This is a genomic window from Lentilactobacillus raoultii (assembly GCF_900411375.1).
Classification (GTDB): domain Bacteria; phylum Bacillota; class Bacilli; order Lactobacillales; family Lactobacillaceae; genus Lentilactobacillus; species Lentilactobacillus raoultii.
On sequence record NZ_LS423004.1, the window covers coordinates 36,999 to 58,351 of the forward strand.

The 21,353-nt window shown below is 41.7% G+C and carries 21 protein-coding genes; 16 read left to right on the plus strand and 5 right to left on the minus strand.

The features are described from left to right. The first annotated feature begins 280 nt into the window (after window positions 1-280). The 8 genes from ED605_RS13380 to ED605_RS13415 all read left to right on the plus strand — a co-directional run bounded on the left by ED605_RS13380 (window position 281) and on the right by ED605_RS13415 (window position 9,353). Window positions 281-997, plus strand: coding sequence for an ABC transporter ATP-binding protein (locus ED605_RS13380; RefSeq protein WP_225419158.1), 717 nt, complete (start codon window positions 281-283; stop codon window positions 995-997). 30 nt (window positions 998-1,027) lie between these two features. Next, window positions 1,028-2,053 (plus strand): FecCD family ABC transporter permease, encoded by a 1,026-nt coding sequence (locus ED605_RS13385; RefSeq protein WP_225419159.1) that lies wholly within the window; start codon window positions 1,028-1,030, stop codon window positions 2,051-2,053. Continuing rightward, window positions 2,050-3,060 carry a FecCD family ABC transporter permease gene (locus tag ED605_RS13390; RefSeq protein WP_121979392.1) on the plus strand — a complete coding sequence of 337 codons (1,011 nt, stop codon included), beginning with the start codon at window positions 2,050-2,052 and terminating at the stop codon, window positions 3,058-3,060. Before ED605_RS13385 ends, ED605_RS13390 begins: the two co-directional genes overlap by 4 nt. Further along, complete coding sequence (locus ED605_RS13395; protein WP_121979393.1) at window positions 3,057-4,022, plus strand: ABC transporter substrate-binding protein; 966 nt, start codon at window positions 3,057-3,059, stop codon at window positions 4,020-4,022. The genes ED605_RS13390 and ED605_RS13395 overlap by 4 nt, the downstream gene beginning before the upstream one ends. A 200-nt stretch (window positions 4,023-4,222) precedes the next feature. After that, a complete protein-coding gene (locus tag ED605_RS13400) occupies window positions 4,223-6,163 on the plus strand; it encodes an ABC transporter ATP-binding protein/permease (protein WP_121979394.1) in 1,941 nt (646 codons plus the stop codon). Window positions 6,164-6,574: 411 nt separating this feature from the next. Further along, complete coding sequence (locus tag ED605_RS13405; protein ID WP_225419160.1) at window positions 6,575-7,141, plus strand: DUF5839 family protein; 567 nt, start codon at window positions 6,575-6,577, stop codon at window positions 7,139-7,141. A gap of 138 nt (window positions 7,142-7,279) precedes the next feature. Then, entirely contained in the window at window positions 7,280-7,696 is a 417-nt protein-coding gene (locus ED605_RS13410) for an OsmC family protein (RefSeq protein ID WP_121979395.1), read from the plus strand. A gap of 34 nt (window positions 7,697-7,730) precedes the next feature. Further along, window positions 7,731-9,353 carry a peptide ABC transporter substrate-binding protein gene (locus ED605_RS13415; RefSeq protein WP_121979396.1) on the plus strand — a complete coding sequence of 541 codons (1,623 nt, stop codon included), beginning with the start codon at window positions 7,731-7,733 and terminating at the stop codon, window positions 9,351-9,353. A gap of 146 nt (window positions 9,354-9,499) precedes the next feature. Here ED605_RS13415 and ED605_RS13420 read toward each other — a convergent pair whose 3' ends face one another. Then, complete coding sequence (locus ED605_RS13420) at window positions 9,500-9,679, minus strand: YegP family protein (RefSeq protein ID WP_121979397.1); 180 nt, start codon at window positions 9,677-9,679, stop codon at window positions 9,500-9,502. Between the two features lie 423 nt (window positions 9,680-10,102). Between ED605_RS13420 and ED605_RS14665 the strand changes: the two genes are divergently transcribed. After that, window positions 10,103-10,240 carry a hypothetical protein gene (locus ED605_RS14665; RefSeq protein WP_162919814.1) on the plus strand — a complete coding sequence of 46 codons (138 nt, stop codon included), beginning with the start codon at window positions 10,103-10,105 and terminating at the stop codon, window positions 10,238-10,240. 229 nt (window positions 10,241-10,469) lie between these two features. Then, window positions 10,470-10,826: a YisL family protein gene (locus tag ED605_RS13425; RefSeq protein WP_121979398.1), complete on the plus strand. Its 357-nt coding sequence runs from the start codon at window positions 10,470-10,472 to the stop codon at window positions 10,824-10,826. Between the two features lie 127 nt (window positions 10,827-10,953). Here the strand turns inward: ED605_RS13425 and ED605_RS13430 are convergent, their stop codons facing one another. Then, window positions 10,954-11,805 carry a C40 family peptidase gene (locus ED605_RS13430; RefSeq protein ID WP_121979399.1) on the minus strand — a complete coding sequence of 284 codons (852 nt, stop codon included), beginning with the start codon at window positions 11,803-11,805 and terminating at the stop codon, window positions 10,954-10,956. A gap of 441 nt (window positions 11,806-12,246) precedes the next feature. Between ED605_RS13430 and ED605_RS13435 the strand changes: the two genes are divergently transcribed. The 3 genes from ED605_RS13435 to ED605_RS13445 all read left to right on the plus strand — a co-directional run bounded on the left by ED605_RS13435 (window position 12,247) and on the right by ED605_RS13445 (window position 16,455). Further along, entirely contained in the window at window positions 12,247-12,912 is a 666-nt protein-coding gene (locus ED605_RS13435) for a Fic family protein (RefSeq protein ID WP_121979400.1), read from the plus strand. A 338-nt stretch (window positions 12,913-13,250) separates the two neighbouring features. Next, window positions 13,251-15,887, plus strand: a complete 2,637-nt coding sequence (locus ED605_RS13440) for a family 78 glycoside hydrolase catalytic domain (RefSeq protein ID WP_121979401.1) — start codon at window positions 13,251-13,253, stop codon at window positions 15,885-15,887. A 232-nt stretch (window positions 15,888-16,119) separates the two neighbouring features. Further along, entirely contained in the window at window positions 16,120-16,455 is a 336-nt protein-coding gene (locus ED605_RS13445) for a hypothetical protein (RefSeq protein ID WP_121979402.1), read from the plus strand. Window positions 16,456-16,554: 99 nt separating this feature from the next. On the opposite strand, the gene ED605_RS13450 is transcribed toward ED605_RS13445, so the two are convergent. The 3 genes from ED605_RS13450 to ED605_RS13460 form a co-directional block, all read right to left on the minus strand. After that, the gene (locus tag ED605_RS13450) at window positions 16,555-16,890 is read right to left on the minus strand and encodes a hypothetical protein (RefSeq protein WP_121979403.1); all 336 of its coding nucleotides are present in this window, start codon (window positions 16,888-16,890) and stop codon (window positions 16,555-16,557) included. A gap of 85 nt (window positions 16,891-16,975) precedes the next feature. Next, window positions 16,976-17,260, minus strand: coding sequence for an ArsR/SmtB family transcription factor (locus ED605_RS13455; protein WP_121979404.1), 285 nt, complete (start codon window positions 17,258-17,260; stop codon window positions 16,976-16,978). Between the two features lie 105 nt (window positions 17,261-17,365). Next, complete coding sequence (locus ED605_RS13460) at window positions 17,366-17,719, minus strand: hypothetical protein (RefSeq protein ID WP_191981386.1); 354 nt, start codon at window positions 17,717-17,719, stop codon at window positions 17,366-17,368. Between the two features lie 249 nt (window positions 17,720-17,968). On the opposite strand from ED605_RS13460, the gene ED605_RS13465 reads away from it, so the two are divergent. The 3 genes from ED605_RS13465 to ED605_RS13475 all read left to right on the plus strand — a co-directional run. Continuing rightward, complete coding sequence (locus tag ED605_RS13465) at window positions 17,969-19,417, plus strand: MFS transporter (RefSeq protein WP_121979405.1); 1,449 nt, start codon at window positions 17,969-17,971, stop codon at window positions 19,415-19,417. Between the two features lie 494 nt (window positions 19,418-19,911). Next, a complete protein-coding gene (locus ED605_RS13470) occupies window positions 19,912-20,385 on the plus strand; it encodes a FeoA family protein (protein ID WP_121979406.1) in 474 nt (157 codons plus the stop codon). Between the two features lie 4 nt (window positions 20,386-20,389). Beyond that, window positions 20,390-21,353 (plus strand): ferrous iron transporter B (locus ED605_RS13475; protein WP_162919815.1); only part of this gene is annotated, 964 nt, incomplete at its 3' end.

Genomic DNA, 21,353 nt, shown 5'->3' on the forward strand with positions numbered 1-21,353 from the left:
ATGGAATAATTTTAAAACACCCGTCTGATGTGTAATTAGCATGACACGGGTGTTTTTTTATGTAAAAAATGATCAAAAGTATGATGAATTTTATTCTAATCATATTAAAAAATATATTGACAATCGTAATAATCACCCCGTATACTTAGCATATCAATTTTAGTGGGGGAGGCGATAGCACACGTTTTAATGGGCCAGCCTCTTTTTTATTATTTAATTGTGTAAAATTAAAATGGTGAGAATGGCCTATCTGGAAAATAAGTTAAAGGAGTTGATTGGGATGAATCAAATTTTAAAAGCGACTGACTTAACAGCCGGCTATGGTCGTAAAGTGATTATCGATCATCAAGATATTTCGATCCCTGATGGTCAAATTACCGGCTTGATTGGGCCAAACGGCAGCGGCAAGTCAACTTTATTCAACACGTTAAATGGTTTTGAAGCGCCGATTGACGGAACAGTGGCATTAGCCGGCAAGCCGATCACAACGTTCAATGCCCGTCAACGAGCTCAACAAATTGCCTGCCTGCCGCAGCGCACGATGATTCCGGAAGGCGTCACGGTTTTTGAATTGGTATCGTATGGCCGTTATTGTCGACAACGTGGGCTGCATCGGCTATCTAAGGCCGACCGATCTATCATTCATGATGCCATCCAGGCAGTGCACATGACTGAAATGACTAACGAGTTATTAACCAATCTCTCCGGTGGCCAGCAGCAGCGGGCGCTGATTGCCATGACACTGGCGCAGGACAGCCGAATTCTAATGCTGGATGAGCCGACTACATATTTGGATTTAACTAACCAGTTAGAAATTTTGAATCTTTTAAGAGAATTAAATCAGCAATTTCAAAAAACGATTATCGTGGTACTGCACGATTTAAACGAGGCTGCCAGATACTGTGACCATTTGATTTGTCTGGTTAATGGTCGGGTGAAGGCTACGGGGACCCCCAACGGATGTGATTACCGAGTCAATTTTGGCCGAAGTTTTTAAAGTTAATGGCGAAATTCGTCATGATCATGGATGCCCCCAGATCATGAACTGTCAGACACTGGCGACGTCATCATGAGAATGCGTCGACCGATTTTTTGGATGGGGGTTCTGTTGGTTGGATTGGTCCTGGCGGGATTTCTGGACACACTGGGCGGCCCCAAATGGTATGGATTTTCCGAATTATGGCAACCAACCTCACGATTGGCCGCCCAGGTCTTATGGGAAATTCGGGTGCCCCGGATGTTAGCGGCACTGCTGGTAGGATTATTACTATCAGTTGGCGGCCTGTTATTGCAGACCATCTCCCATAACCCGTTGGCAGATCCATCGATTATTGGGGTGAATGCCGGGGCTAACCTGGCATTGATTATCGGTGGTCTAACAGGCATAACGCTGACGGTTTTAAATGCCTTTTGGTTGGCAATTCTGGGCGCCATGACAGCCTTTTTAATGATCATTGCGCTGTCACTAAGTAAACGGGGATTTGATCCACTAAGGCTGTTATTGGGTGGCACAGTTTTTTCAGGATTTATTAGTAGCCTTTCAATGGCACTGAGCTTAATGACCAATACCAGTCAACAATTTCGTGTGATTTTAGTTGGCGGTTTCAGTGGTACCAACTATCAGCAAGTATTACTTTTGGGACTTGTCGCGATCGTTGTTCTGGTCGGCGTTAGGCTGTTTGCGACTGCCTTCACGCTTTTAGGACTGGATCAACAAACAACCGTTGGACTGGGAATTTCAGTGAAGCATCTCATGACCATTGCCATTATTTTAATTGTTTTAGCGGCTGGTAGTTCAGTCGCGGTTGGCGGCAACATTGGTTTTGTCGGTTTGGGAGTGCCTCAGATGGTGAACTTCCTTCATCCAGGTTCCTTTAAGGCCAACGTTTTTCCGGTGGCGGTTTGTGGAGGTATTTTTATGTTACTGGCCGATTGGGTTGCCAAGACGGCTATTAGTTCAGTTGAATTGCCGTTGTCAGCTTTAAGTGCCATCGTTGGTGGCATTTGCCTCTTCATTTTGGTCATGGTCAAACAAAAGGTGGTGACATCATGACGCGACGGCGACGCGCAATCGGCATTCTAATTGGGTTAGCAGGACTTTGGCTATTTCTTGGCTTAGCTTTGTTAGTTGTTGGTGATATTAAACTGAATAGTTTAGAAGTTGTGAAATCGCTGATCGGCGTCAGCACTGATTTCACCACTAATTTTGTAGTTTGGCAGCTCAGACTTCCTGGGCTTTTGGCAGCTATAATTACTGGTGGTGAGTTAGCCGTTAGCGGCTTGATCCTTCAGGTAATCACCAAGAATTCGTTAGCGGACTCCAGTATTCTTGGGATTAACGCCGGTGCCAGTCTTGGTGTTGTGGCTGCAACGTTTATTGCAGGCATCGTCGGTAGCCGGTTGGGATCATCATGGCTATTGATTGCAGCGCTCTTGGGTGGCCTGGCCAGTTCAGGGTTGTTGATGCTGGTGAATCGACAACAGTCAGCTATTCGGACACTACTGGCCGGTGTTGCGTTGACTGCTGTTTTAAACGGAATCATTTTGATGCTGGAGTTGGAAATGAACCAGTTTGATTTTGATAAAGTGCTGGTTTGGCTAAATGGCAGTTTTTGGAATCTTGGCTTATCGTTTTTGTCGGTTCAGCTGATCATCTGTGCAGGTTTATTGGTCTTGGCTGAATTTCTGGTGCCGACATTAAATGCACTGACTCTGGGCAATCGAGGTGCTTACGGGATTGGTGTCAACGTAAAGCTGATTAACAACGTTTTAATGGGAATTGCCATTCTATGCGCGACGGGGGCGGTCTTGGTTGGCGGCGCTATCAGCTTTGTAGGCCTGATGGCACCAAACATTGGCCGAAAGCTGGTGGGGCAACGAATGAAGTACCTATTGCCGGTTAGCTGGTTAATCGGCTGTAGTTTGATGATGCTGGCCCAGCTGGTTGCCACCAATGCGTTTGGTAAAACGGCACTGCCGGTGGGACTGGTGGCCTCAGCGGTTACGATGCCATATTTCATTTATCTATTATTTTCAGAAAGGTTTGATGACAACAAATGAAAAAACAAATTACATATTTAAAATTACTGGGAGTTATGATACTGGCAGTCTTATTTTTAACGGGATGTGGTAACGGCAATGCCAACCAGTCGACAACTAAAACGTCGACCAGCACCCGGGTGATTGACACCTCAACGGGCAAGGTGAAGATTCCGACACATCCAAAGCGGATTGTGACAAATGTTTATACTGGAGATGTCTTATCATTGGGTGGTCATGTTGTGGGGGCAACGTCAATTGATTTTGCCAGTCCATACATCACAAAAAGCCAAAAGAAATCGATCACCAATCTGGGCCTGACCTTGAAGCCAGAGGCAGTTTTGAAGTTAAAGCCGGACTTAGTGGTGACTTCAAATGAAGCAGATGTCAAAGCATTGAAGAAGATTGCTCCGGTCGTTTACATTCCGTATGGGACTACTGGAAATATTAGGCAAACAGCGACTAAATTTGGGCAGGTGCTAAATCGGCAAAAACAGGCCAAGAGTTGGATCACCAAATTTAATCGTCAGTCAACCGATCAGGCAGCGCGGCTAACTAAGGCGGGAATTAAGCCAAGCAAAACAACTGTTGGGATCTACGACATGCAGAACGGAAAATTATTTGTTGATGGAGCCAAATGGGGTCGCGGCGGTCAAGCGCTTGTGACCGGTTTGGGGTTCAAACTACCAACATCGATTCAAAAAATCGATCAAGGCGCCGGCTTTAAACAGGTTTCGCTGGAATCCTTGAAAAAGTATTCAGCAGATTGGTTGTTTTTTACTAATACAACCAGTGGGAAATCCAATAACAAACAGGCCATCGCCGATTTGAAATCAAATCCAGTGTGGCAAAGCTTGCCGGCAGTTAGAGCGGGCCACGTGGTTGAGCTTCCGGAAAATAAACTGTATTATTTTGACCCAACGGCAGTATACCAGCAGTTAAAGTTGGTGACGGATGCAATGTTGAAGAATGAGTCGCATTAATTTAAAATCAGATTATTATCATTCATGACCGGTAAACAGCCACTTTGGCAGCTGCCGGTCATGATTGTGCTCAAAGTAATTGTTGACTGAGAGAACATAATGGTTGGAAATTGAGATGAGCCACTATTCCCAAATCTGGTGTTTTGCGCTACAATACACCGAGTACAGGTATTTCCCGATTTAGAAGAACGGAGGAGAAAATGGCTTACTTAGAGTTGCACGACATAAAAAAATCCTATTACCTTGGCAATGAGGCTTTTCCAGTATTGAAGGGGTTAAATCTCTCATTTGAACAAGGGGAATTTGTTTCCATTCTGGGTGAATCCGGTGGTGGTAAAACAACTTTAATGAATATTATTGGCGGATTGGATAGCAATTACACCGGTGATGTGGTTTTGAACGGCCAGTCGTTACGACACGATACAAATAAGCAGCTGGATGCGTACCGACGACAAACGATCGGTTTTATTTTTCAAAACTTTAATTTAATTAGTCATTTGACGGTTCTTCAAAATGTCATGGTCTCACTTGAAATGACGACCCTCACTCGTAAACAGCAGGAAGACCGGGCACGTGAATTATTAAATCAGGTTGGTTTAGCTGAACATATCAAGAAGTTTCCTAATCAACTTTCCGGTGGGCAAAAGCAGCGGGTGGCGATTGCCAGAGCGTTGGCTTCTGATCCGGAGATCATTATTGCGGATGAACCGACGGGCGCGCTTGACAGTCAGAATACGCAAGAAATCCTTGAGTTGTTGGATCAGATTGCGACAGATGGTAAATTGGTGATTACGGTTACTCACTCGCAAACAGTGGCTAATTACGGGACCCGAATTGTTCGGCTGACTGATGGCCAAATTAGTGAGGATCAACAGATCAAACAGCCTTATCAAGTTGGTAATGAAAATGAGTTATCGACCCATACCTTGAAATTTACGGCTACCTTAAAGATGGCACTTGAGAACATGCGGTATAATTTAAAACGAAATATTTTAATTATTATTGGTGCTGCCATCGGAATTTTTAGTGTGATTGTCATGTTGGGACTTGGAAACGGTGTGCAGGGTTATATTAACCACGAAATTTACTCACAGGTTAATCCCAACGCTCTTCAGATTGCTAAGAATGTTAGCGATAGTGAGAGTGCCAATCCTAACAAAATCAGCATGCAATCAAAGGATAAAAACCGGCTAAGGAAAATTAAACACGTCAAAAACGTGGCCGACGGCTATTATGTGCAGGGCGGCAGTCAGTTGCGGTTGGGTCGGAAAACAGCTGCGGTTTCTTTTATGCAGACGTTTAACCCAACGATTTTAAAAAAGAGTATTACGAAGGGCTCAGCACCTAAAAATGGTCAGATCCTTTTAACCAAGGAGATTGCAGCTAAGTTAAATAAAAAGCATCCTTATTCATTGATCGGCAAAAAAATTACATTTTATCAAAATACGTTAAACCGGCAAAAGCGACCGGTGACGTTGAGTAAAACTTTAACAGTCAGTGGGGTAGCTAAGGCTAATACCGGGTCAACCTCAATGACGTATCAGACGATGAAAGCAATCTACCAGGCGAAGAAGATCAAGATTCAGCCAAACTTTGTGACACTTGAAGTGACCGGCAGCGTTAAAAATGTCAAACCGGTTCAAAACAAGATTAAAACGTATCGAAATAGTCGCCATAAGCAGCAATATACGATTACCGGCGTGGGTGGCTTTGTTGATACCTTGAATACTTACATTAATCTGGCGGTTAACGTCTTGGCAACCATCGCCGGTATTTCACTCTTGGTATCGGCCATTATGATTATTGTGGTTCTGTACATCAGCGTTTCCGAACGAACCAAGGAAATCGGTATCTTGCGGGCGTTGGGGGCTTCCAAAGGGAGTATTCGAAATCTGTTTTTCTCAGAAGCCTTTTTCATTGGACTGTTTTCGTCAATCCTGGCGATTGGGCTGGCAGAGGGCTTAGCAGCGGTAGCAAACCACATTGCTCAATCCGGCATTCATTATCAGATCATGCAGATTGTTCCTGGTAATATTTTGTTTGGCGTTATTGTGTCGATCGTAATTTCTCTTCTGGCGGCTCTGGCACCGGCAGGAAAAGCCGCAAGGTTGGATCCAATTGAGAGTCTAAGTTATGAGTGAGCGGATCCAAGCGGTTAGATTCCGGAGTGTAAGGCGTTAGATGGGAAAATCCTGGGCCTGGATTTTTTCATCTAATCCCTTACATGCAGGAGTCTGCTTGGAGGAGCTGTCCTAGTATCAGTGAGCGCAGCCAGGCGGTTAATTTACGAAGACTAAGGCGTCGAATGGTGAAAAGCCTGGTTTTGGCTTTTTGGCTTACGATCCCTTAGACGCAGTAAATTGCCTGTGGTAGCTGTCCTAAGAACAGTGAGCGCAGCCAACAATATTACGAAATTTGTAATCAAAGGTTATTGGAAATTGTGAATTGATGATAGTATTATGAAAGTGTAACATGTCGGGCAAATTGAACTTTAATTCAGATAATTGGTCGACAATTCTAAGAAAAAGAATGAGGATAAGGAATTAAAGATTATGGATAAAAAGAAATCAGATGGTAAGACGATCAAGAAAGCAGAAGCAACTGCTAAAAAAGCAACTGCCAAAGCTAATCATAAGAAGCCGATGCACCATAAAAAAGGGCAAAAGCCAAAGGTCGAAACCCGTTATGTGATTGGCGGCATTCACCTTCGACTTGAAGAAAACGGCAAGCGATCATTGCAAACCGATCGTGAATTCTTCTGGAAGATCGGCAGACGGACCCGCAACGAAGGTGGCGATTTAGTTAGTCGCTTTCCTGAATTGGGACGAGTAGCGATTGTTGAGACTCAGTACGGCTGGCGACCAGTGGTGGTTGTGCGTGAACAAAAGGTGACTGGTGAAGCGGCTGTTAAAGCTGCTGATGAGTTACGTCACGTCAACCGATTCACTAAGAATGACGTTCATACGTACCACGTTGTCAGGCCCTTTAAGAAGTTTCTGAAGGATAACAACATTAAGGATCCTTTTGCGGAAGCTAGGGAAGCCAAAGCGGCTAGAAAAGCTGAAGCGGCAGCCAAGGCCAAGGAAGCTAAGGCAGCTGACAAGAAGACAGAAGAATAGGGCCACAGGGTAGTCAAAATACCAGCGATGATTTGTTTTGAGTCATTGCTGGTATTTTGGTATGCTTATTAAAAGTACGGACAACAATTTGAATTAGGCTGTCGTTGATTATTTGAAGAAATTAAGAGGAGAACGATCATGGGAAAGTATATTATCAATTCGAAGTTACGAAAAGTCGGTGCTCAGGTTGAAACTCAAACCGGGATCCATCATTTTTTGGTTGATGAGCCGGTCGCCGGCGGTGGCACCGATGCCGGCCCAAATCCAGTTCAATTTCTATTATCAGCGGTTGGCTCTTGCTTAGCCATTACAGCGAACGATATTGTTCGTCGACAACCTGAAATTAAGATTAAACGTTTTGAAGTTAAAACAGCCGGTGAAACGACCCAGTATCAGGATGGCCGATCGGCAGTGACTAAAATTCAGGTAACTATTCACGCAGAAACAAATTTGGATGAGTCGGCGCACCGGACATTTATCAATCAAGTGATTAAAGAATGTACCGTTCACGAAACGTTAAAACATGCGGTGCCAATTGAAATCACGAGTGACTGATCGTTGTAAAAAGTGATTCTTTGGGGGAAAAATAGTGAAAACAATTAATCTTTTGATGGTCGGGTTACTAACAGTAATCGTGGCAGTCATTTTGGCCGGCTGTGGGCAACAAAGTCAATCAAATCAGCGAACCCTTAATCTCATGCAAACCTCGGATTTAACAAGTTTGGATAATACTAATCAGGCGACCCTACCGGAATTTAATACGCTAACCAACATTTCCGAAGGCCTCTATCGATTGAATGAAAATGATCAACCGGTCCCGGCGATGGCAACCAGCGTCGTGAAGCCGACCGATCACGGGAAAAAGTATATTTTTAGAATTCGAAAGGATGCAAAATGGAGTAATGGAGATTCGGTTAAAGCTGTTGATTTTGAATTTGCTTGGAAACGGGCAATGAATCCGGCTAATCGGCCAGTTTACACCTATGTCTTTAGTGGTATTAAAAATGCTGATGCAATTATGAAACATCAAAAATCCTATCGGACACTTGGAATTAAAGCGATGGGAACCCGAACGCTCGAAGTCACCTTGGATCATCCGATGGCCTATTTCAATAAACTGCTCTGTATGCCGGTTTTTATGCCTCAGGACAAGCAGTTTGTCACTAAAGTCGGTACAGATAAATATGGAACCAGCGCCAAAAAGACAGTTTCAAATGGGGCTTTTAAAATTGCTGGTTGGACTGGAACCAATGATCAATACCGACTGGTTCGAAATCCTTACTACTGGGATAAAAAAGCGGTTAAGCTGACGCAAATCAATTATAAGACGGTTAAAGATGCCAATACGGCACATAATTTATTCGAGTCCAATAAGCTGGATGACGCCATTATTTCGGGCGTGACTGCCAAGAGCTTGCAAAAGAATAAAAATTTAAAGCGGGTTCCAAAGGCTTGGACCTATTATTTACAGGTTAATCAGAAAAAAGGCCAGCCTCTAGCAAATGCAAAGTTGCGAAAGGCAATTTCACTAGTGATCAACCGCAATGAGTTGACCCAAAAAGTGCTCGCCGATGGGTCTGAACTGGCTGGTGGTTTTGTCAGCCCAAAGACGTCGATAGACCCAACAACGGGACGTGATTTTAGTGAAGAAACCAGTGGTAGTATTGAACCGAATTTGAAAAAAGCCCGCCAACTTTGGGATCAGGGACGCAAAGAAGCTAAAGTCTCCGGCACTCTTAAAATATCGGTAATCGGGGATGATCAAGACGTGACGCGAAACGTCGCTCAATTTGTTCAAGGTCAACTCAATCAGAACTTGCCACGTATTAAGGTTTCGATCAGTAACCTGCCTGATAAAGCCTATCAAAATCGCCGAAGCGGTCATAACTGGCAACTAAGTCAATGGTACTGGTTAGCAGACTTTGCGGATCCCATCAATTATTTAGGCATTTTAACGACCGGTAACTCAATGAATCCTGGTCACTTTAGCGATCGGACGTATGATCAGTTGATTGCGACGGCCAAGCGGGCAAATAACCAGAAAGATTACTGGCAATCACTACGCCAGGCAGAAGCCCGACTTCAGCGGCTAACGGGCGTCATTCCACTCTACTACGTTAAGGAAGATCATTTGGTAAATCCTAAATTAACCGGCGTTGAGTACCATGTTGCCGGCTTTACGGATTACACTCGGGCGTCTTTGACAAAGTAGTGTCAAAAATCATGTCCTTTTCTATTAGCCAGTGGTTGGTCTTAATTGCAGAATGGGTGAAGCATGATATAATACTGAGGTAAAACATCGCAAGGAGCCTCCCGCGGCGGAAAACGCGAGAGGCTCCAATTGTTTCTTAATTAAAATTAAACTAAGTCTTCGATCCGAGATTCGGAACCCAGGTGAGCGTTCATAATTGCTTTAACAGCATGCTGAGCTGCTTCTTTGGTATCAAAGCTTTTGCTCATCGCAACGGTTTCATGGTCAGAAGATTTGATAAAAAATTGAAAGTGGCCATCTGGGGCTTGATCAATCACAAAGTACATGGAAATCGACCTCCTTGGGTAATTGACAATCGCAATGTTCAGTGAAAATGATAATCCCCTCATTACTTTATTATATTTTCAAGGACCGGCTACTTGTCAACTTCGACGATAACTTGAATTTTTCAAAAATAACGTTGATGTTATGCTAACAAGATTAATGGGTAACCGGTTTATTGATGAACAAATCACTTTAAATGAGACGTTATAAGCGGTTAGCTTACTTGCTGATAATCGTGAAAACAATAACTAATTTTTCATAATAAATTTCTGAAAAAGGGTTGAATTTTGATAATATTTTTTTAAAATAATGAGGTGAAAGGTGATTGAAAGATCATCTTTCAAGGCCAATTAATTGAAACCCGTAACTGATTTCGTCCGTAGTTAGTCGTAGTCTGACTTAAGTATTCAAGGGAAGGTGGTTGGATGACATTAATGAAACAATTAGAAATGACTGTTTTTGGACAATTAGTTACCGGTCTCAAGTCTCGTCAAAGGTTAAAGAAGTTACAGAAGAAACTGCAACGTCAGAAGGGCCAAGCAACGGCAGTCGCTGCTTCGTAGTTACAAATTCCCCCAAATTTGTCAAAAATGAAGCATCATGTCAATGAGAATTGACCGACCTTTCTGAAGAAGGGGGTTGGTAGTTGATTTATGAAAGTTCATATTAAGCAGGTAAGCACTTGGTAATCGTCAATTTGACGTTATCAGGTGCTTATTTTAGTTTCTAAACATTTCATGAAAAAAGGCGTAGTATGAAACTATTAACTATTGAGAGGGGAAACGTTAAACGATGTTTTGGTTGTGGATCCATCTGATTACGTGGGTTGTTTTGACGATTGTGGTCATTGCGGGGTTGGCCGTCAGATCGGCAAACGTTATGCCTTGGGCAATGACGGCTCGAATACTTTACTTAATCGCCATTATCAGCGGTGTCATTTTACTTTGGAATACTTGGCAGTACAATCCGGTTTTGAGCGCCATCAAAGTCATCTTAGCACTTGGCTTAATTGCCTTTATTGAAATTGCGTTTGCTCGTAAGCAGGAAAATAAGTTCCATCGCAGCCTGATCTGGTGGGCATGTGGCTTTTGCATCCTGGTAGGGGCCGTTGGACTTATTCTGTCACAGGGACGACCATTTTTGCATTAACTTAAAAAGCCGCACTAATTGATTGTTATCGAAAACAACCAAAAAGTGCGGCATTTTATATGAATAATCAATTTTAGGCAGAAAAAAACAGGACAACCAAAGGCCCTGCTTAATGACGACTGAAATATTACGCGTTAACCGAACCAGCAAAACTTGGGGCAAAGTACGGTGAAATTGTTTGTACTTGAACGGTTTGACCAGGTTCTGGTGCATTAACGTATTGATTATTGCCCAAATAAATGGCGTCGTGATAAACGCTTCCTTTGCTCCCCCAGAACAAAAGATCACCAGCTTGCGCGTTGGCAACTGACTTATTAGTAGTTGATTCCGCTTGAGCTTCAGCTGTTCGCGGCAAGGAGACGCCGTTTTGTTTAAAGACGTACTGAACAAATCCAGAACAGTCAAACCCTTTAGTGGTTGTTCCGCCCCATTGATATGGGATATTTTGAGTTGCTAACTTTTGTGCTAGAGTAGTGACACCACTGGCTGCAGAACTGCTGCTTGTACCCGTTGTTGTGCTCTTAGCTGTATTAGCCTTCAGTGTCGTTTTTTGCTTAGTCTTTTTGGTTGATTTGGTAACCGTTGAACTGGCAGCTGCTTTATTTAAAGACTTGGTGGTGCTGGTTTGTTTGTTGGTACTTGGACTGACATATGTACTGGTGGTTTGCTTCTTCTTCCCAGTATAGGCTTTCCCCGTCGTGTACTTTTTAGCACCTGAATTTGATGATGTGGCAGTTGAATTGCCAGTTGTTTTACTTGGAATAATTAGCTTGGTTCCAGTAACGATGGTGTTCGCATCTTTTAGATGATTTGCCTTAGCTAAGGTGTTAACAGTTGTGTGATACTTTGTTGCAATTTTATATAGTGTATCACCGGACTTAACAGTCACTTTGGTATCGGCATTTGCGGCAACTTGGCTCAAGGTAAAGACGCTGGCCATTGAAAATAAACCTAAAGCGACTTCCTTCTTTATACTCATCAAAAATCATCTCCCCGAATTCTTAAGACTTTATTAAGACACCTATACCATACCATGTTTCTACGCTCGGTTTGTAACAAGACTGTTACAAATTTGCTGATCAAATCGAATGAAGTGAAATGGTTTCAATTGCTTTTACCCCAACCCTTAAATGTTCTTAAGGATTATGCCAAGCATTGATTAAGTATCAATTGAAACATTTTTGTAATATTGCAAGCAATAAAAATTTAGGCTTGTGAGGGAGCTTATAATTGAGTGGGTTTTAAAAGGATATTTTTAATGATTTTTAGAGTATAAGGAGGATGACTTGAAATCTGGTGAAGCCAATTGAAAAATTGGTGATTTTAGTAGACAAGTCTATCAGGTTCGCCTATGATTTAATTTGCTGGTCCGTTTAGAAATGATGAGCGGACTGGGATGCTTAAGTGAGGAGAAGCAAAAATGGATTTTCCAGACAAGTTTCAGTTGACACAATATCAGAATCAAAAACTTGCGATCAAAGAAATGGTTCGGTTAGTCTATACGGCTTCCCGATTCGAAGATGATCGGGCAACGTTCCGCCAAACCGAGACGATTATTTTGGGGTCGGATGTTTATGGTCTCTCGGCTGACGATATGAAAATTATTCGCCAGCTTCAAAGTGCGGTTGAACTAATTATTAGAAACCAAGCGCCCTTTTCGTTGAAGGTCAGTCACGCAATCAATGGATTGGTGGCCAAAGACGAATCACTTGCCTGGGGTAAATTGCGAACCGGCAAAGTTAAAATTGGTGGCACCAATTATTTACCACCAATTCCAGAGTATGATCAGGTTGTGGCCGATCTGACCAGCATCATGTCTACCGATCAGAGTGCGACTTGGAAAGCGTTAAAGGTTATGCTCTATATTATGCGGAAGCAACTCTACTGGGATGGTAACAAGCGAACAGCACTTTTGTCAGCCAACGATATTTTGATTAGAGCAGGTGCCGGATTATTAATTATTGATGATCAGCAGTTGTCGGAGTTTTATAAACTGCTTCAAAATTATTATAATAATGGTCATGATAGTGATTTAATGGTTTGGCTGTATGAGGGGTGTCTTTTAACTGACTTCATGATTAAATAAGTTGTTTAATGATAGTCGCTAATATTTAAAGCCTTTTTCTTTATGTGCCCTTAACGGTACGAGAGAAAAGGGCTTTTTTATGGAGTCATTATATATAGATAAAGGTCTAAAAGCATTTGAATAAACCGATCATAGTTGAAGGGGAGAATACATAAGATAACCTTTTTTATATGTTGGCAAATTCAGTAAAAGCATCATAGCATTTTTTATATTTTACTAAAAATATATTTACTTTAGTAAATGAAAGCGTTAATATTATTTATATTGAAAAGTAAGCGTTATCATTATCGCTATTAATAATTCTTTGGTTAAAAGATTTGGGAGGGGTATTAGTAATTATGCAAAAAAGATTTTTGGCGATCTTCCTTGGGGTATTTTTTTCAGTTGTTGGGTTAATATCAATAAATGTTCAGGCATCTGCAGAGTCAAGTGTCTCAACATTTCAGCAAACGTTAAATTTAATGACGCACCCCTATGGGATTGATCAGCAAAGTAATCCGTCATTTTCTTGGGCAATGTCTGATTCAATTAATGGTAGTCAACAAACTGCTTATGAGATCCAGATAATGAAAGGAAATCCAAAGACAAATCCAGTGATTGATACTGGCTGGGTAAATGCCAGTCTCTCTAATGGTGTGCATATTAAGAAGATTAATCGGCTTAGCAATAATCAACTATATTATTGGCAGGTCAGGGTTAAAGATAATCACGGACAAGCTAGCCAGTTTTCAACGCCTCAGGCATTTACAACTAAGACCAGTTGGCAATCAACTAACATGATTTGGGCACTCAAAAAGGGGACAAAGGTACCGGCTGATTTCATCTTTGCAAGAAAAGCGATTGATATTAAGGATCCTCAAAAAATTCAAAAAGCGATTGTCAGCGTCACTGGTAGGAGCAATACAACCAGCCGTCAATTTATTGATTCATACTTCGTTAATAATCACTTTGTAGGCGAGGGACCAGCCAGAAATAATCAAAAAACTTATTATTATAATAATTACGATATCACTAAGTATTTACGAGCTGGCCGAAATATGCTTGGAGCAATCAATTATGCTAATGAGGATCAAGGATTCCTGAGCCAGTTAACTATTTATTATAAGGATGGTACCAAAAAGATATTAGCTAATAGTGGACAACCCCATTCAGGATGGCAAGTAATGGACGGCACCAAAGCGTTTGGCGAGAATGATTTGATGAATTTGGGCACTTTCTATTACAAAGCGGCAGCTGAAAACTTGAATCAAAAATACTTTCCTGTGAACTGGAATAAACCAACCGTTAAGACTAATCAACGAGGCTGGACAACACCGTTTAATGATGGGCAATTTTTGGGGCCTGATCAGTCACTTGTTTCATATCCATCTGAAAACGTTAAACGTCATGTACTCAAACCAACTTCAGTGATTAAAAAAGGTAACGGTCATTACTTAATTGATTTTGGGAGAGAGATTATTGGTAGTTTTGGCCTGAAAAATCTTAGAATGCCCCATGCTAGTGAAATGGAGATCCGGTATGGCGAGGAGTTAGCCAAGGGAGCCGTTAAGTATCCAATGAGAACAACTAACAACTATGATGAATACTGGACGTTAAAAAGCGGTAATCAAACATTAGCTAATACGGACTTATTAACATATCGATATGTTGAGATTTCAAATTGTCCAGCTGATTTAACAAAAAATAATGTAGAAGGTTTAGCGCTTCGACAACCATTTGACGATCAAGCGGCGTCATTTGAATCAAGTGATAGTCGGCTTAATCAGCTCTATGGTCTTTCCAAATATACCATTAAGGCTACAAATCAAGATCTAATGGTTGATTCTCAATCTCGCGAACGTGGGGTCTATGAAGGTGATACGTTAATTAATTCACTTGCATCATATGCAGTTGAGAGCCAATATTCGATGCCAAGATTTAGTACACTTTGGGGCATTAATAATCCGACTTGGCCAGCAGAATATGGATTCTTCTCCGTAATGAATGCTTGGAACGATTATCAATACACGGGTGACAAGTCTTTATTAATTCAAGTGTATGAACAATTGAAAAAAGGCCGAAACAATTTGTTCATGAATCAAATTGATGCTAATGGGTTGATTAAAAATGATAATACAACTTCCAGTACGATGAACGCTGTGCTGATGGATTGGCCACAATCGGAAAGAGACGATTATGTATTTGGTGATTATGATACAGTATTTAATGCGATTGGCTATGGGGCCTATAGTGACATGGCCAAAATAGCTCACGTACTTGGTAAGACCAAGGATCAGGAACAATATAGTTCACTCGCTGAAAATGTAAAGCAAGGGATGATGAAGGTACTTTATAACAGTAAGAGTGGTGAATTTAGAGACTCAGAGAATACCGATCATGCATCCGAACATGCTCAGGCTTTCCCTTTGGCCTTTGGGATTGTTGATAATTCTGATATAACGCATAAATTGACGCAAGTAATTGACAATCGAGGGGATGAGTTTCACACAAGTATTTTTGATGCATACTTTGTTTTGAAAGGGCTTTATGAAGGGAATAATAGTGATCAAGCGGTTAAACTACTAAACTCAAATGGCTTGCGAAGTTGGGGACATGTTTTGAACGACCTTCATGCGACAATCACACCGGAAGCTTGGGACCCCTCACTTAAACCTAACATGACATTTTCACATCCTTGGGGATCTGCACCAATAACTCAAATTGTTAGTGGCATGTTTGGCATTAAACCACTAAAACCTGGATTCAAAGAATTTCAGATTAAACTGCAACCGGGAACAGTTAGCCGTGCAGCAATTAAAGTGCCAACTATTAAGGGCACAATTTTGGTTGCGTATCAGAAGACTGGTTCGAAATTGTCGGTTAAGGTCACAGTTCCTGCTAATACGCACGCTATCGTTTACTTGCCAACTATGGGCAGCAGTGTTTCTTACACTAAAATAGAGTTAACTTCAGGAAACCATGATTTATCAAATTAGGTTTTACAGTGTTTAGTGAAAGTTAAATATGATTAATACGATATCCGGACAGTTGCTACCGTGCGTGCCTGGATATCTTTGACTATCATTGTGAATGACTCTAGGGATGCTTAAACTTTAGAAAAAATTTCTTGGTCATCGATCTTTTACGTAACCTTTACATCAAATTTACAGGATTGTCGCATTCCAGGACTATGTTAAAGGTGAGGATAGTGTGAAGGAGGAATCCGACATGGCCAGAAAGTTGTTGTTCTTTTTAACAGTTGGATTAATGTTAGCGGCAGGGCTGATCACAACCCCGTCACATGCCAGTGGGTTGCCCGGCTATTATTCCTCGTATTGGTATCGACCACGGACGGTTCACGTGAAGTATCCTGTGAAGGTTTATCAAATGAATCCCGAAAATTTACGAGTTAAACAAAAAATGGTTCTTTTGGAAAATTCTAAAATTCAAGTTGAAAATACCACAACGTGGGGATGGGTGGTGAAAGCCCCTTACCTGCAGCGATCCTCAAATACGATCTGGGTTGTTAAAGGGATCTATCATCAAGGTTGGATGAAGTGGTAAGAAATTCTTTCTAAAAAACAATCAGTTAAAAATTTGTATTTAAGGCGGCAATAAAAAATGAAGCCGGAGAATTTAGTTTCTCGGCTTCATTTTTTTAGCTTATTCAATAATATCAAGTGGGCCGTGGTCGTCAACGTGACCGTCATGAACGTGTTGAAGTCGGTCGTTTACCAGGTAGTCCATATGATCACCATGAGGAATTTGTTGGTGCCCACAGTATTCGTTATGGAGTTCACCCTTTACTGGTGCCTCAGTATCGGGATTTTGACTGGTAACTTCGATCTTACATTCGTCCCAATGATCTTCATGTTTGTGATGAAGATGGCCATTTGGTTCAACGTAATCGATATGGCCTTCGTGTAAAATCTTAGTGTGGCCACATGCGAGACTATGAGTATGGTTTGAGTTTACTTCTGCTTTTGGATCGTTTGCCATTGAAAGGACCTCCTTGAATGCTTCTGTAACTGTTTACATTTATATATAAACATATTTTGATATGAAGTGCAACTAATTCGCCTGCTTATTTTTCTTGGACATGATTCCGGAGGTTGTCTAGTAGTGCTTTGACGTGCTGGTCCTTAAGAGAATAAAAATGTTCTTTGCCAGCCTGATCCCTGGTAATTAATTGAGCGTCTTCCAAGATCCTAAGATGACGTGAAACGGCCGGCTGGGAAACCTCAACCTGATCCACTAGCTGTGTCACATTGCTTTTGCCATTTTCCATTAAGTAGTATAGGAGTTGCAATCGAACCGGGTGATTAAGTGCTCTGGTCATGACAAATAAACGACGATAGAGAGTAACCATATTAAGTGACCTCCAATCTTTAAGTTGATCAAGGTAAAACAATGGCTGATAACCGACATCAAAGAAGCAGTTATCAGCCAAAGCTATCACTTTATTATAATCGTTTTAGTTAACCACATCAACCGGCCCATGGTCGTCAACGTGATCACCATGAACGTGTTGCAAACGACCGTTAACTAAATAGTCGTAGTGGTCGCCGTGTGGAATGCGTTCGTGACCGCAATATTGGTTGTGTAATTCACCCTCGACATGGTTTTCAGCGTCGGGATTCTTGTCAGATACTTCAATCTTGCATTCATCCCAATGATCGCCGTGCTTGTGATGTAGATGACCATTTGCCTCTACGTAATCAATGTGACCATTATGAAGAATCTTGGTGTGGCCACAAGCCAAGCTGTGTGTGTGATTTGGATTTAATTCTTTTGGATCCACTTTAGGATCAACATTTGAATCTGCCATCGAAATCATCCTCCTATACTTTAAAAGATAACCATTTGAGGTTCCACCTACATATAAACACATTTATATATGTGATGCAAAAATATTAACGATTAATTTGGTTTAGCAGTAAATTAGGAAGTCACTATTTTCAAATTTTTGTCGAGTTGGTGTTATAAATGTATTGATACATCATGGAAATGAAATTAAAAATTAAAAAATCAACAGCTTTTGATCAATTTCAATTAATTTGCTAAGGGGGAGTTAACAATGGCTGATAGTCGGGGGAAAAATCTATCGATCATTGGCGTTTTGGGAATGTTCTCGTTTTTGACATCATTATCAGGCTCCAGTACCAACCTGGCTATTCCCAAAATTGCGATTTCAATGGACATTTCAAGTAGTGCCGCCACTTGGATTGTCCAAATCGGGTTGATTACGACGGCAATTTTGCTGGTCATGTTTGGCCACATTGGTGATATCTTATCTAAAAATGCTGTTTTTTTGGCCGGTGGTGTGGCCTTTTTAATCGGTTCAACCATCACCGGCTTTGCGCCCGATTTCATTGTTATCTTAATTGGCCGGGTGATTCAAGCGGTTGGCTCGGCCATGATCATGGCTAACTCAATGGGCATTGTCACACAATACTTTCCGGATAATCGACGGGCCGAAGCGCTGGCGATGATTTCAATGTTCATTTCGGTCGGGTCAATTTCCGGACCGGGGATTGGTGGTTTCATTATTTCGGCTGCCAGTTGGCGGTGGATTTATTGGATCAACATTCCGCTGGGGATCTTGGTACTTTGGCTGGGCTTTAAATTTTTGCCAATTCCAAAGGAAACCTGGCACCACGTCCGAGCCGTTACGAAAGGTGCTAATTGGACCGGGCAAAATTTATTTACAATTGGGATTATCCTGTTCTTCTTGAGTGGCTCGTTCTTTCAAAGTGGTCGGGATCACCTGCTGATGGGGCTGGTCTTTTTCCTGATTGGTAGTGCTATTACCGTCTATTCGTTTATTCAAGATGACAAAGCCAATCTACCATGGATTGCACCGGAAATCTTACGAAATCGTGGCTTTATGACGTCCATTTTAGCTTTGAGTTTAGTCATGCTGGTTAACGCCATTTCTAATATTTTATTGCCATTTTATCTTCAAAGCTACAATGGGATGAGCCCCTTTACCAGTGGCTTGGTCATTATGCTTCAATCAATTATGATGCTGGTAACGACACCATTTGCCGGCTTCTTAGCTGACCGGGTCAATCGGGAACTAATGACGGTTGTCGGCTTGGCTGTCCTGATGTTCTCTCAGGTGGGTTATGCGTTTTTCCCGAATCATTTAGATATGTTGAAAATCGTACCGCCCATTATTTTAAACGGGATGGGGATGGCCACTTTCCTATCACCGAATAATGCATTGACAATGGGCATGGTTGATAAAAAGTTTGCCGGTATTGCCGGTTCGTTTAACTCCTTTGCCAGGACCCTAGGGATGACAGTTGGGATCAGTTTTGCTTCCTCTACGTTATTCTTCCAGCTGCCGGGTGTTACTCGAATTACGCCAGCAGTTGGCGATAAATTTGTCCAAGCATTCTATAATGTATTCTGGATTGCAACAGCCATTTCCGGTTTAGCTTTGGTAATTGTACTGGTTAGATATTTAAAATCAAGAAAAGTGGCTGTTCAAAAAGATTCAGGGACCAAAGAATCTGCCTAAGAGTGGTCATGGATAACAAGCGCCCCACCAATTCGATAGTTGAACCTATCGATTTGGTGGGGCGCTTTTATGTAAAAAAAGCAACCGGCCCATGTCAGCCAACTGCTTTGGCGTGCAGTATTTTCATTTACCGTCCCGCTGCACTCGAAGACTTACGAAATATAAAATGACTGATACCTATTGGAGTACCATTCATGATGGTTACTCAACTATCTACGAGTATACGAGAAAAAAATAATAAATTCAACCAATTTTTAGGATTTTTCCCTATAGGTCGGGGTAAACCGCGTTATTTTAACGATGAAAACTTAGAATCATTCTCAACAAATAATTAGAACTATTTTCATTTTTCTTATCATATTGACATTTTTTAAGTTTACATCTATGATTTGATTATCATATATGCCATGTTAATGTATTTTAGGCCAATAAAATTGAAGTTTATTACATATTTAAATATTCCAAAAGTATAAAATCGAAAGAAGTGACTGGCAATGGAAGCTTTATCTGAAACCAAACATCGTGGTGAATACATTATTATGAACGTTTTGGGAGATCGGGCAATTGTCCGACGTTTATCTGAAATGGGAATGATTTCCGGTAAAAAGGTAACGGTCATTTCACTTTCAACGGATTCAAGTGGCATGATGATTTACTTTCAAGGGCAGCGCTTGGCAATCAGTTTGGATATTGCGGAACGCATTGTCGTCCGGGACGTCAAGGAGCAGGCAGGGGATAAATTACGATCGTTATCTGATTTAAAGATTGGCAAAACCGGCATTGTTCGAAAGATGGTCGGTGATCGTGCTCTGCGTCGCCGATTATTGGACATGGGTTTAACTAATAATACGGTCATTAAGGTTAATCAGATCGCGCCATTGGGTGATCCAATTGAATTAATGGTCCGCGGCTATAAATTGAGTTTGCGGAAACGGGATGCAAGTTGTGTGTTGATTGAGGAGGTCTAGGCTCATGGAACTGTCATCATTAGCACTGGTGGGCAATCCCAACAGTGGTAAAACAACGCTATTTAATGCTTTAACCGGGTCTAATCAGCATATTGGTAATTGGCCGGGTGTCACGGTGGAACGAAAGAGCGGCCAATTAAAGTCTGATAAGTCAATCCTGGTCCAGGATTTGCCGGGAATTTATTCGCTGTCGCCTTACAGTTCGGAAGAGTTAATCACTCGAAAATATTTACTGGATGATTTACCCAGTGAAATTTTAGATGTGGTTGATGCAACCAACTTGGAACGAAATTTATATTTGACACTCCAGTTGATGGAAACTGGGATTCCACTATTGCTTATTTTGAATATGATGGATATTCTCAAAAAGCAGCATCATCGGCGAATCAATTTGAAAAAATTGGCTTACATATTGGATGTGCCGGTGGTCAGTGTGAGTGCTTTAAAAAAGCAGAACCTGGGCCAGCTAACCGAAAAGATCAAGGATCGGGACGCTGAGGATCATCAATATGCCTATCCAGGCTACGATCCGCGCTTAGAGTCGGCGCTATCAATGATCCAAAATCAATTGAAGGGCCATTTGCCGGCAAACGAATTACGCTGGTACGCCATTAAAGTGTTTGAGCGTGATGAAGCGGTTAGTGCTACTTTAAACTTGACTGATAAGCAGCAAAGCGAAATTGAAGCGACCATTAAGGCCACCGAAAAAATCTTTGATGATAACAGTGACAGCATTGTCGTGAATGCGCGCTATGACTTGATTGCTAAAATAGTTGAAATGTGTGTGGTAGATACCAGTGATTTTAAAATGTCAATGAGTGATCGAGTTGACCGGATTGTGACCAATCGCTGGTTGGCTTTACCAATTTTTGTCTTGGTCATGTGGGCAGTTTATTATTTATCCATTCAAACCATCGGCACGATTGGCAGTGACTGGGTCAATGACACCCTCTTTGGGGCTTGGATTC